The sequence below is a fragment of the Desulfurella sp. genome, from assembly GCF_023256235.1.
Classification (GTDB): Bacteria; Campylobacterota_A; Desulfurellia; order Desulfurellales; family Desulfurellaceae; genus Desulfurella.
Map to the genome: position 1 here is coordinate 18,372 of NZ_JAGDWY010000034.1, position 11,910 is coordinate 30,281.

Genomic DNA, 11,910 nt, shown 5'->3' on the forward strand with positions numbered 1-11,910 from the left:
GGTGAAAATCTGCTATTTAATTCAACTTCTTTTTCGCAATAGTATTTTCTTTTTTGCAGGCTTGTAAAATCTAGAAAACCAAAATTTACGCTTTTTTTTATTTTATAAACAATCTCATTTACTAAAACATACGATATGTGCGTTTCAATAAGTGTTGCTTTGAGCTTGTTTTTTAAGTTTTCTATTAATTGATTCATGGTAAGAATATACACAACCGCAATAATTTTGTCTATAGAAATTGAATTCTTTAGAAAGCTCGCATGAGCGTTTAAAACCGTCTTTCTTTTTAAAATCTTCCTCAAAAAAACGCACATTTAGACTTTCGAGTGTTTTGCCAATCTGTAGGATTGTATTATATTTTTTCAAAGGACTTACAGATAATGTGGTTGTAAAGTACTCAAAATTATGTTTTTTGGCAAAAAAAGCAGTTTTGTACAATCTGTAAGCATAACATAGTGTGCACCTTTTAGAACCTTCTGGATAATTTTTGTATAATTTTACTTTTTTAAACCATTCTTTGGGATCGTATTTTGGGACAATTAGCTCTAAATTGTGGTATTTGCAAAGCTCAGTCATTTCTTTTAATCTTAGCTGATATTCTTTTTTGGGCTGTATATTTGGGTTAAAAAAATATATGCTACGTCTAAATTTTTCTTTTAAGCGCTCTATTACACTTGTCGCACACGGTGCACAACAGGCATGCAAAAGTAATTTTGGTTTAAATGTGCCATTTATAAATTGTTTTATCGGCTCAAAACTTTTTCTGTGTATATCGCATATGCCAAACTTTTCCAATAATTCGATATGCTTTTTTGTGCCATATCCTTTGTGTTGATCAAATGCATGATTTGGATATTTTTGAGACATAAGTATCATGTAGTGGTCTCGACTTACTTTTGCCAGAATAGATGCTGCTGATATGCAGGCTATTTTTGAGTCCCCATCTACGATACTTTTAAATTTGACCGGTAAATTTAAGTGATCTTTTCCATCTATCAATAATAAATCTGGCTTTTTGGGTATGAACAAGAGTGCTCTTTTTATTGATATCTCAAAGGCTTTTACAATGCCAAATCTATCTATTTCTTTGCAAGTAGCAATTCCAATGCCGTATATTGAGTGTCTGGTAAGTATTTTATAAATTTCTTCACGTTTTTTTTGCGTTAAAACTTTTGAATCTTTTACTATTAGATTAAGCCTTTTTGGTAGAATGCAAACAGCGCTGACAATTGGTCCAGCCCATGGACCTCTTCCTGCTTCATCAACGCCCGCTATTAGCATAGAGAACTTTTTTTGGCAAATATATGTGAGTATTTAGGTTTGTTAAGGTATTTTTCCACAACCGAACATTTTATTATAAACAAAAAAAACACCCTATCATCGTCAAACTCTGAAAGTGTTTCAAAGTTGCCCTGCCCTTTTGATATAATAACATCAGCTTTGTTATAGATTTTTTTGCATAGATTATCACAGTAATCAGGCCAGAAACCAGGTGTTGGTTTTGTACTTTCAATTAGTGTTCCTATCTCTTCTAAACCCAAACCTTCAATGTCATTTTTGGTTACATCATTTATTATTGGTTTTCCTCGCAAGGCAATGTAGATATTTAAATTTGGATAAAGGTTTTTTATGGTTTGTAAAAGCAGTTTGTCAAAAACAATCTCTCCTGCATTATCTGCTAAAAAAAGCAATGTTTTAGCTTTGTTTATTTTTAATTTGAAATCTTCAATATCGTTAACCAAAAAACCTTCATTAATTGCCTTGTTAAGTGTTTCTTTTATGTTGAATTTTTCTATTTGAGAGCCAAAATCAATTATATTTCCTGCAACAGAAATGTTTATTGCGGCTTGCAACTTATCATCTGAGTCTTCAATGTAGCGTTTTAGATCATCTACGTAGTTAAGCGCTATTTTATTGTACTTCTTTTTAATTTCACTGTATGGATCATCATGGTCAAGTGTTTTGGTTATAGAACCATACACAAACTCTGATATTAAAGGTGGTGCTACATTATATTCAATTTCAGATAATACTTTTGTTACATTTTTTAATGCCTTTATGGCATCATCGTCTTTTTTGCTGATGATTTCTGTAGCTCTAATAGCTTGCGAAACAAAGCAAACAAAACACTCTGGTTTTACTTTCACATGTAGTATTATACTACAAAAAATTTTTAAGTAAAGGATGGTTTTAGTTTTACAAAATTACAAATTTATGCTAATATTACAAGCCTATGGAAGTAATTGATTCAATGGATGGCTTTAATAAGGCAATTGATAGCAAACCTTTAGTTGGTATACTTTTTAGCTCAAACAGTTGTTCAACATGCAAAGCCCTATCATTTAAACTAAAAGATAGAGATGACTTTTTTGAAGTTTACATAGATAATTTACCTCAGATCGTATCTGTAACAAATATCTACAGTGCACCAACAATTGCCATTTATTTTGAAAAAAAACAAATCAATGTTTTTAGCGGTGTATTTTCATTAAATGAAGTTTTAGATTATATAGAAAGAGTACAAAATTATGTATATCCATGAAGCAATTTATGAAACGGCAAGACAAAAAGCACTTGAACTGGAAATAAGCGATATAAGAATTGGACTTGGTTATACCTGTGTTGAGCTTAATAGGACTTTTTGTGGGCTTTCGTATACATTTGCAAAAGAACTAAACCATGCCAGTTGCAATGTTTTAGATATCGGCGAAAAAATTATAGGTAAAAAAGCTATAGAACTATTAAATGGGATTTTTTCATACAACTTGCTTGATAGTGCGCTTGCTATAGCCTGCGCAAATGCCATATTGAATAAGCCGCAAGAAAATTATTTTGATTTTTTAAATCTTATTGAAAAAGAGCACACTGTTGTAATGGTAGGCTATTTTGCGCCAATTATTGAAAATATTAAAAAAAGAGCTAAAAGCTTAAAAATTATAGAAAGAGATCCAAGATTTGAATCACTTCCAGATTGGGCAAGCTATTTTGAGTTGAAAAATTGTGATATTGCAATAATTTCTGCAACAACACTTGTAAATAAAACAATTGATAGCATATTAAATTTTTCTAGTGCAAGTTACAATATTATTTTAGGTGCTACATGCACTATGTCTGATCAAGCATTTTCAAATACCAAAGCTACGCATTTGTGCGGTATAAGCGTGAGCGATAAAGACAAAATCAAAACGCTAATTAGCCTTGCAGCAGGAACAAGGTTGATTTCAAAATATACAAAAAAAGAGTGTGTTTTATGCCAATCTTAGAAGAAACAAAAAGCAAAATTTTGCCATTAATTCAAGATTTGTTAGATAAAACGGTTTTTTTTGAAACAAAAGAAAATTGTTTATATACGCATTTTTTGGGTGCAAAAAGTGAAGGTCTAACGTTTAGCAACATAGAAGAAACCTTAAGCGTTGAGCAGATAATGAGTCTTAACCTTGATAACGATATAAATAAAGAGCTATTTGTAGGTTTTTTGAACGCGTTTGTTAACTATTACAATAAAGAGCCTTCAACGGTTTTTTGCAAAAATAAGCAATTTTGCTTTAATGAGATGGGAAACAGGTTTTTTAAGCGCTATGGCTCAAATTTAAGTATGTGCTTTATTGATAATTTTGAAAGTAATTTTGAGATTCTAAGTAAGTATGACTTTAAAGTAAATTTTTTGAATTTTCAAGAAAATGGTTTTCAAGAGCGCATTTTTGATTGCATTGCAAACAATTTTTTGGTATTGTGTAGTGGATATTGTCTTACAAAGCCGTGGGCAGATGATATTTTAGAGATATCGTCAATGGATAATGCAAATAGGCTTGTTATTTTTTTTGGTCCACAAAGCGCTTTTGTAAGTATGATTAATTTAAAGAGGCTTTGCTTTTTTTAGGAGGTTTAATGATTTGCCACTATTTAAGCCCAACGGATTTTGATATACAAACAACCATTAAAACCATAGATCTTGGTTTGCAAATAAAAGAAAAAATTAAAAAAAGACAGGAATTCAAGCCATTTAAAGATTTAATACTTGCAATGATATTTGAAAAGTCTTCGACAAGAACGAGGGTTTCATTTGAGGCTGGCTTTAAAAAACTTGGGGGCCAGACAATATTTTTGTCTTCAAAAGATATCCAGCTTGGGCGAGGCGAAACAATAGAAGATACAGCAAAAGTAATTTCAAGTTATTGTGATATTGTAATGATACGCACATTTGAGCATCAAAGGTTAATTGATTTTTCACTAAACTCAAGCTCTCCTGTAATAAATGGGTTAAGTGATCTGTTGCATCCCTGTCAGAGTCTGACAGATATGTTAACTATAAAGGAGCATTTTGGTAGTTTTCATAATATAAAATTAGCTTATGTTGGCGACGGAAACAATATGGCAAATTCTTTACTTTTGCATTGCGCTATGCTTGGTATTGATATATCAATTGCCTGTCCAAAGGACTATAGCCCAAGCGGTTTAATTGTAAAAGAAGCCATTGAGATTTCTAAAGAAACAAACTCAAATATAATTATAACAGATGATCCAATAGAAGCCCTAAGCGGTGCAAATGTCGTTTACACAGATGTTTGGACTTCTATGGGCCAGGAAGACCAAAAAGAAAAAAAACATTCAATATTAAAAAAATTTCAGATAGATCAAAAACTATGCTCATTTGCAGATAGTAATTTTATCTTTATGCATTGTCTGCCGGCTCATAGAAATGAAGAAGTTACAGCCGATATTATTGATGGCAAACATTCTGTGGTATTTAACCAGGCAGAAAATCGTTTATATGCTCAAATGGCAATAATTTTTAATTTAATAAATAAAGGAGTAGAGTTATGAGTGTAAAAAAAGTTGTCTTAGCTTATTCTGGAGGGCTTGACACATCAGTTATTATAAAATGGTTAATGGATAATTATAATTGTGAAGTAATAACCTACACTGCAGATTTAGGTCAAAACGAACCGCTTGAGCCTATAAAAGCAAAAGCTTTAAAAACCGGCGCAAGTAAAGCTTATGTAGAAGATTTAAGAAAAGAATTTTTAGAAGACTATGTAATGAAAGCTTTTAAAATGAATGCACTGTATGAAAATAAATACCCGCTTGCTACTGCACTTGGCAGGCCACTGATTACAAAAAAGCTCGTTGAGGTTGCAATAAAAGAAGGTGCTGACGCTATAGCACATGGTTCAACTGGCAAGGGCAATGATCAGGTAAGATTTGATGTTTCTGCTGTTGCGCTTAAGCCGGATATTAAAGTGCTTGTACCTGTTAGAGACTGGGAGTTAAAATCCAGAGAAGAAGAAATTGAATACGCTAAAAAATTCAATATTGAAATTCCAATTACCAAAGAAAAACCTTATTCAATTGATAGAAACATCTGGGGTGTGGCAATTGAAGCAGGTATTTTAGAAGACCCGGAACAAGAAACTCCAGAAGATATCTTTTCTCTAACAAAAAATCCTCTTGAAGCGCCAGATAAGCCACAATACATAACAATTGGTTTTGAAAAAGCTATTCCGGTAAGCATAGATGGCAACAAAATGCCAATTGTTGATCTGGTAACACAACTAAATCACATTGCAGGCTCACATGGTGTTGGCAGGATTGATATGATTGAAAACAGGCTTGTTGGGATAAAATCAAGAGAAGTTTACGAAGCGCCAGCTGCTGTAAGCTTGCTTGAAGCAAAAAGAGCTTTAGAACAGTTAATTTTAGATAGAGAAGCAATGCACTTTAAAGATCAGCTTTCTATAAAGTATTCAGAACTTGTATATTATGGTTTGTGGTTTTCACCGCTAAGAGAAGCTTTAGATGCTTTTGCTGACAAATTGTGTGAAAATTTAACAGGCGAAGTTACAATAAAGCTATATAAAGGTTCTGTAACGGCAGTTTCAAGAAAATCACCATATTCTATTTACAATAAAAACCTTGCTACCTATGAAGCATCTGATACTTTTAAACATAAAGATGGCGAGGGATTTTGCAATATCTGGGGTTTGCCTTTGAAAGTAATGGCAAGCATAAAATATTCACAAAAGTAAGCTATAGGGGCAAAATGTGCCCCTATCTACATTTAATATGCCTCATGCAATAATAAAAACCAATAAAAATTTAAATGATATAGAATGTGTTAATATCTTCAGGTATAAAAATAAAGGAATACTGCCTCTGGATGAATTTAGATGCTTTTTGGATGTTTACAAAAAACAAGATTTGCTTATTATTAAGCTAAACAAAGCTACTCGCTCTATTATTACAGATAAACTAAAGGATGCAATTTTAGATACTGCAAAAAAAATCGCAAATAATTTAAATTGCGAAATAGTTTCACATAATCTTGAACATACAAATACAAATATAGAATTTTGCGATTGTTATGAAAGCGTTTACCCACAAAAGATACTTACATACAATAAAGAATCAATTAATAATTTAGAAATTGGTTTCGGTCGTGGTGAGTTTTTGATAAATCTTGCAAAACAAAAGCCAAAAGAGTCTTTTTTGGGTATTGAAGTTTACGGTAAAGATTTTCTTTTTGCGCTAAATCGTTGTTGCAATGAAAAGCTAAATAACGTAAAACTTTTGAATTATGATTGTAACCACGCGATTGATTTATTTGACAACAATTCTTTTGATAATATTTATGTGAACTTCCCCGAACCGTGGTTTAAGCTTTATCGAATCAAACACTCAATTTTCAATAAAATTACATTTAAAAAAATTACAGATAAATTAAAACAAAACGGCTTTTTGCATATTGTTACAGATAATTATCCATTTGCCGTTTATAGTGCAATTATTGGACAATTCTTTTCATTGAAGCCTTTAGGTAAATTTTTTATTGAAACAATCGATGATTTTGATACGCTTTATGCAAAAAAATGGAAACGCCTAAACAGGACTTTTTACAGGCTTTGCCTTCAAAAACCATTTTGCAGCCCAAAAACCACATTAAAAACATTCGATTTTCCTCTAAAGCTTGAAAAATTTGAGTACAAAAGTAAAGATTTAATATTTAAAATTCTTGGAATATTTGAAAATAATAGTATTGATTATAAAATTATAGAAACTGCTATTGGTAATTATCTAGCCCAGCATGTTTTTTTTGGTTTAAAAGATAAAACAATATTTTTATTGCCCCAGACAAATTTTATTTATGCAAGTGATTTTTGCGACGCATTAGAAAAAGTTATTAAGTAGTGTAATTTACAAATTGCTTTTGCTAACTTTAGCTTGCTCAAACGTAGCAACTTCTGTGATAATTTTAGCTGCTGCTTCAATAATTGGCATGGATAGAACCGCACCACTGCCCTCGCCTAACCTCATATCAAGCTGTAATATTGGCTTTAAGTCAAGATAAGAAAGCATTAAATTATGGCCTTTTTCTTTCGATAAATGTCCAGCAAACATATATTGTTTTGTTACTGGATTTAATTTGTAAGCCAAAAGCGCTGCAGATGTAGAAATTAGTCCATCAATAACTACAGGTATTTTATTGTAACAAGCAGCCAAAATAACGCCTGCTATTGCGCCAATTTCAAAGCCTCCTATTTTTGATAATACGTCTATGGCATCATCTGGATCTGGTTTGTGAAGGTTTATGGCCTTTTTAATTATTGAAACCTTATTTTTTAGCATTTCATCTGTAATGAGTGTGCCTTGTCCTGTCATAAGCTCTACTTCATTTTTTGTTATACAAGCTCCAATTGCACTAGCTGCTGTTGTATTTGAGATACCCATATCACCTGCTGCAATTAGGTTTAGTTTTTTTGAATGAATGTACTCGTTTGCTATATCAAAGCCAATCATTATGGATTGTATAGCTTCTTTTCTGGTCATTGCACACTGTTTTGTAAAATTATTTGTGCTACTTTTGACTTTATTTACTATAAGAGTGTTTTTTTGTAAGTTTGAAATATTTTTCCAATCGCATAAACTTCCAACATCTGCAATTATGGTAAAACAATTGTTTAGCCTTGCAAGTGCATTGATTGTAGCAACACCTTCAATAAAAGCTTTTATCATTTCACAAGTAACCTCTTGCGGATATGCACTAACATTTTCTTCGGCTACGCCATGATCAGCTGCCATTACAAAAATGCCTTTATTTTCTATTTTTGGCTCAAGCGTTGAGTAAATAGCACATAATTTTTCGGATATGTCATTTACATATCCAAGAGCTCTATATGGCATAATAAGTCGTGAAGTTTTTTCTTTTGCTTTCTCTAATACATCTTCATTGATCGGTGTAATGTTGGATACTATGTCTTTTAAATTCATTTTTAAACCTCTTTTTTTTTCAAAAACCTCCCTTTATCTTTACTCTTACTTTTTAATTTTGTCAATATTATAACTACTTTTTATATATTTTCACCCTATGGCAGCTCTTGCAATAATAACCATCATTATATCAGATGTTCCAGCAGATGGTCCAAGTACAAAAGAATCTCTTAAGAATCTTGTAACGATAGATTCTTCAACTACACCATAGCCACCATGTATATCTACAGCCATTTTTGCACATCTTTGGGCTGCTTCTGTTGTGTAGTATTTTGCCATTGCAAACTCTAAATCACACCTTTGGCCTTTATCTTGCATACTGGCTGCTCTATAGCCAAGTAGTCTTGAAATCTCAAGATCCAGTTTCATCTGTGCAAGTTTATTTTGTATTGTTTGAAGGTTGCTTATAGGCTTGCCATACAATATGCGTTTTTTTGAGAAATTAACCGATTGTTCTAAAAGCGTGGAAATTATGCCAAGACCTACGCCTACCATACCACCTCTGCCTACTTCGCCAATTGCGCTCATTGCTACCCTCATACCTTTACCTTCTTCACCAAGTAGGTTTTCTTGAGGGACTTTACAGTTTTGCAGCAAGATCTCACCTACACTGCATCCATGAAGCCCTATTTCATTCCAGTCTTTGCCCCTTTTGAAACCTTCAAAATTATCTTCAATAATGAATGTAGAAAAAGCTTTTGGGTTATTTGGGTCTTTTGCCAATACTACAAATGTATTGGCAACTGGGGCATTTGTTAGCATTATTTTTCTTCCGTTTAGTATGTAATAATTGCCTTCTTTTGTATAAGTTGTTTCTATGCCAGTTGGATCTGATCCGCCTGTAGTTTCAGTTACTGCTACCGTAGCGAGTTTCTCACCACTTGAAAGGCCTGGAAGGTACCTTTGTTTTTGATCATCATTGCCTGATTTTAAAATAGGCTCAATGCCAAGGCCAAATATCTGGAGCATCATGGAAACACCAGGTGAAACTTTAGCTATTTCTTCCAAAGCAATAAGCCTTGCAACATAACCAAGACCTAAGCCGCCATACTCTTTTGGTATAAATACACCTGTAAGCTTTGCCTGCTTTATAGCTTCTACCACTTCTTTGTCTGCAGTCTTGTTTTGTTCCATTTCTTTTGCTTTAGGTGCAATTTTGCTGGCTGTAAAGTCTGCAACTTGTTTTCTAAAATCTTCCTGTTCTTGTGTAAAAGTAAAATCAATCATAAAAACCTCCATTTGAAAAACAATTTTTTACTTAATGTAATATTTTGACTTGCGTAGAAAAATCTACGCAAGTCAAAATTATTTTGCTTTTTCAGGTTCTTTGACATCTTCTTCGATATTCATTATTTTTTTTGCATAGTCTACATATTTATCAAAAGGAGTTAAAGCCCTAATAAAAAGACGAGCACCATCAGGTGAACCTCCTCCGTGCATTGTACCAGGGACTCCAGCACCAAGCGTAAGCCATTCTATTAATCTTGCGATTTTTGCGCGAGTTTTTCCTGAACCTTCTCCTGCCTTTAAATATTTCTCTATAAGTTGACCGTATTGAGGATTTTCAATATCTTGACAGGAAGGAAGACAGCCTGTTTCACCAATACCTCCTGCTATGTCTTGTGTTAAACGTTTAGTTTCGTATGGAAGAGTTGCTACTTGAACTTTATTAACATTAGCCAACAATTGATCTGGGAAATATACTCCAGATGGATGCTTTTTCCCCAATGCAATCGCACCAATACCAAGACCGTATGTAACCTCATTATTTATTGACATATTGATAAGTTTGTCAAAAAACACTCTTGAAGATAAACCATTGGCTCTAGCCATTAAAACAGCAGCACCAATCATTACGTCCCCTTGTCCTGCAACACAAGCTCCGATACAGGCACGATATGTTGAAGTGAAATAGTTTATGACATCTCGTGTATATTTGTACTCTCCACACATAAATACTCTTTCATTGGGCACAAAAACATTATCGAACATAAGGTAAGCTTGAGTAATACCTGTTTGAGGCATATCGAAATTATCTTCAAGTTCTCTTAAGTCGCTTGGACGCGTTGTTTCTACTATTGTTAAACCATCAATATCGCGGGGTACTACGCAAGCTACTGCAAAATCTTTGTCAGATTCCCCATATACTCCACCGGGCAATAAAAAAATTTCATTTGAAGCAGCTACACCACAAATCATTACTTTAGCACCACGTATGACTATGCCATCTTTTTTAACTTCTACAATTCTAAGATTACTATCAAGATCAGCTTGTTGCGATGGTTTCTTGCTGCGATCGCCTTTGGGATCAGTTAGAGCACCTGCTACAGCTAAACTATTTTCTTGAGCATACTTAATCCACGACTCCAATCTTTGATGGTAATTAGTATTGTATTCCTTATCCATATCATAAGTTACAGCATACAATGTATTTTGGCAATTCCATCCTACACAAACAGCTCCAGTACAAGTTCCAGTAAGTCTATAACATGCTCTTTTTAACTTCGAATTTCCTATTACATCCGCTTCAGACATCATTAGTGAATTAAACCTAAAAATTTTTTCTCCCGTAAAATTTGAAATAGTAGTAAATATTTCTTCGTACTCAGGCTCATATGCTGCCGCAAAACATCTACTATGGCTTTCTACAGTTCTTTTTGTTGCCGGATCAGTTGTTACGTCTTCTATAAGCTTTCCAAACTTGTAGATATTGGGTCTCATCTTTTTTAATGACTCTTTGTATTCTTGTGCTGTTTTCATAAGTTACCTCCTTTTGTTCTAAGAAAAATTTCAGAAAAATAAATATTTTTTGTTTCTTCACACCGCTTCTTTTTCATGTTAACAACCTCCTTTAATTAAATTACTCAGCTTTTCTTGAAATTACTGCTCTAAATGGATCAACTTCTTCTCTTAAAATTTTTAACTCTTCTTCAGTTGGAGGTTCTGTTTGCCCTATAGGTTCTTTAATTATAAGTTCGAATCCAGTATTTTTTATTACATCATCTACAGTTACGCCTGGATGAACAGACTCAAGATACATCCTTTTTGTACTTTCATCAAAACCCATTACAGCTAAATTGGTAATGACTTTATATGGTCCAGTATTTGAAGGCAATCCTGCTTTTTCTCTAGCACCTGGACCAGTAAGATAACCTGGGGTAGTAATGTAATCTATTTTATTGGTAAACCTTCTCGCAGAGTGTGGAGCTATAATAACGCTTCTCCAGGCAAAAGAAGCAAAATCATTAGCACCGCCACTACCTGGGAATCTAACCGTTGGTTTATCATGATTACCAATAACAGTAGAATTAATATTACCATACATGTCTATCTGAGCTCCACCTAAAAAAGCATAATCTATTAGTCCCCTTTGATTCATTTCCATTATTTTAGGCATACTAACTGTTTGAATAGCCTTATATATTGTATTAGAATCTCCTATAGAAATAGGCATCGATGGTAACAATGGTGCTACACCACCAACCTCAAACATTATTAGAAGGTTTGGGGCATGTAGTTTTTGAGCTAAAGCAGCGGCAGCACAAGGGACGCCAGTACCTACAGAACAAGAAGCACCATCTTCAAACATTCTAGCTGCTACACAAATCATTAATTCCATTTCGTTGTATTTACTCATTTCCCGCC

Annotated in this window: 12 protein-coding genes and 1 pseudogene; 6 read left to right on the forward strand and 7 right to left on the reverse strand. The window is 33.3% G+C overall.

What is annotated here, in order from left to right:
• The 3 genes and pseudogenes from Q0C22_RS03455 to Q0C22_RS03465 all read right to left on the reverse strand — a co-directional run.
• Positions 1 to 197 (reverse strand): annotated as a pseudogene (locus Q0C22_RS03455) (gluconokinase); the annotation flags it as partial.
• The gene (locus Q0C22_RS03460; protein WP_291490673.1) at positions 145 to 1,281 is read right to left on the reverse strand and encodes a ribonuclease HII; all 1,137 of its coding nucleotides are present in this window, start codon (positions 1,279 to 1,281) and stop codon (positions 145 to 147) included. The pseudogene Q0C22_RS03455 and the gene Q0C22_RS03460, both read right to left, overlap by 53 nt.
• Positions 1,275 to 2,147 carry an ARMT1-like domain-containing protein gene (locus Q0C22_RS03465; RefSeq protein ID WP_291490675.1) on the reverse strand — a complete coding sequence of 291 codons (873 nt, stop codon included), beginning with the start codon at positions 2,145 to 2,147 and terminating at the stop codon, positions 1,275 to 1,277. The genes Q0C22_RS03460 and Q0C22_RS03465 overlap by 7 nt, the downstream gene beginning before the upstream one ends.
• Positions 2,148 to 2,233: 86 nt before the next feature.
• Here Q0C22_RS03465 and Q0C22_RS03470 point away from each other — a divergent pair, with 86 nt between their 5' ends.
• The 6 genes from Q0C22_RS03470 to Q0C22_RS03495 are packed head-to-tail and all read left to right on the forward strand — an operon-like array spanning position 2,234 to position 7,185.
• Positions 2,234 to 2,542, forward strand: coding sequence for a thioredoxin family protein (locus tag Q0C22_RS03470; protein ID WP_291490677.1), 309 nt, complete (start codon positions 2,234 to 2,236; stop codon positions 2,540 to 2,542).
• On the forward strand, positions 2,529 to 3,263 hold the full coding sequence (locus tag Q0C22_RS03475) for a DUF364 domain-containing protein (protein WP_291490679.1): 735 nt from the start codon (positions 2,529 to 2,531) through the stop codon (positions 3,261 to 3,263). Before Q0C22_RS03470 ends, Q0C22_RS03475 begins: the two co-directional genes overlap by 14 nt.
• Positions 3,251 to 3,880: a hypothetical protein gene (locus Q0C22_RS03480; protein ID WP_291490681.1), complete on the forward strand. Its 630-nt coding sequence runs from the start codon at positions 3,251 to 3,253 to the stop codon at positions 3,878 to 3,880. The genes Q0C22_RS03475 and Q0C22_RS03480 overlap by 13 nt, the downstream gene beginning before the upstream one ends.
• Positions 3,881 to 3,888: 8 nt before the next feature.
• Positions 3,889 to 4,824, forward strand: coding sequence for an ornithine carbamoyltransferase (gene argF, locus Q0C22_RS03485; protein WP_291490683.1), 936 nt, complete (start codon positions 3,889 to 3,891; stop codon positions 4,822 to 4,824).
• Positions 4,821 to 6,026 carry an argininosuccinate synthase gene (locus tag Q0C22_RS03490; RefSeq protein ID WP_291490685.1) on the forward strand — a complete coding sequence of 402 codons (1,206 nt, stop codon included), beginning with the start codon at positions 4,821 to 4,823 and terminating at the stop codon, positions 6,024 to 6,026. Before argF ends, Q0C22_RS03490 begins: the two co-directional genes overlap by 4 nt.
• Before the next feature lie 16 nt (positions 6,027 to 6,042).
• Entirely contained in the window at positions 6,043 to 7,185 is a 1,143-nt protein-coding gene (locus Q0C22_RS03495; protein ID WP_291490686.1) for a hypothetical protein, read from the forward strand.
• A gap of 6 nt (positions 7,186 to 7,191) precedes the next feature.
• On the opposite strand, the gene cobT is transcribed toward Q0C22_RS03495, so the two are convergent.
• The 4 genes from cobT to Q0C22_RS03515 form a co-directional block, all read right to left on the reverse strand.
• On the reverse strand, positions 7,192 to 8,265 hold the full coding sequence (gene cobT / locus Q0C22_RS03500) for a nicotinate-nucleotide--dimethylbenzimidazole phosphoribosyltransferase (RefSeq protein WP_291490688.1): 1,074 nt from the start codon (positions 8,263 to 8,265) through the stop codon (positions 7,192 to 7,194).
• Between the two features lie 90 nt (positions 8,266 to 8,355).
• Positions 8,356 to 9,492, reverse strand: coding sequence for an acyl-CoA dehydrogenase family protein (locus Q0C22_RS03505; protein WP_291490690.1), 1,137 nt, complete (start codon positions 9,490 to 9,492; stop codon positions 8,356 to 8,358).
• Positions 9,493 to 9,570: 78 nt separating this feature from the next.
• Positions 9,571 to 11,025: a 4-hydroxyphenylacetate 3-hydroxylase N-terminal domain-containing protein gene (locus Q0C22_RS03510; protein ID WP_291490692.1), complete on the reverse strand. Its 1,455-nt coding sequence runs from the start codon at positions 11,023 to 11,025 to the stop codon at positions 9,571 to 9,573.
• Between the two features lie 100 nt (positions 11,026 to 11,125).
• Positions 11,126 to 11,910, reverse strand: a 785-nt coding sequence (locus tag Q0C22_RS03515) for a CoA-transferase subunit beta (protein WP_291490694.1), incomplete at its 5' end; no start/stop codon positions are given.

Excerpts from the sequence above, each read along its gene's own strand:
- Q0C22_RS03480 (WP_291490681.1), top strand. The coding sequence starts at position 3,251 with ATGCCAATCTTAGAAGAAACAAAAAGCAAAATTTTGCCATTAATTCAA.
- Q0C22_RS03475 (WP_291490679.1), top strand. The coding sequence starts at position 2,529 with ATGTATATCCATGAAGCAATTTATGAAACGGCAAGACAAAAAGCACTT.
- Q0C22_RS03490 (WP_291490685.1), top strand. The coding sequence starts at position 4,821 with ATGAGTGTAAAAAAAGTTGTCTTAGCTTATTCTGGAGGGCTTGACACA.
- argF (WP_291490683.1), top strand. The coding sequence starts at position 3,889 with ATGATTTGCCACTATTTAAGCCCAACGGATTTTGATATACAAACAACC.
- Q0C22_RS03470 (WP_291490677.1), top strand. The coding sequence starts at position 2,234 with ATGGAAGTAATTGATTCAATGGATGGCTTTAATAAGGCAATTGATAGC.
- Q0C22_RS03460 (WP_291490673.1), bottom strand. The coding sequence starts at position 1,281 with ATGCTAATAGCGGGCGTTGATGAAGCAGGAAGAGGTCCATGGGCTGGA.
- Q0C22_RS03505 (WP_291490690.1), bottom strand. The coding sequence starts at position 9,492 with ATGATTGATTTTACTTTTACACAAGAACAGGAAGATTTTAGAAAACAA.
- Q0C22_RS03510 (WP_291490692.1), bottom strand. The coding sequence starts at position 11,025 with ATGAAAACAGCACAAGAATACAAAGAGTCATTAAAAAAGATGAGACCC.
- cobT (WP_291490688.1), bottom strand. The coding sequence starts at position 8,265 with ATGAATTTAAAAGACATAGTATCCAACATTACACCGATCAATGAAGAT.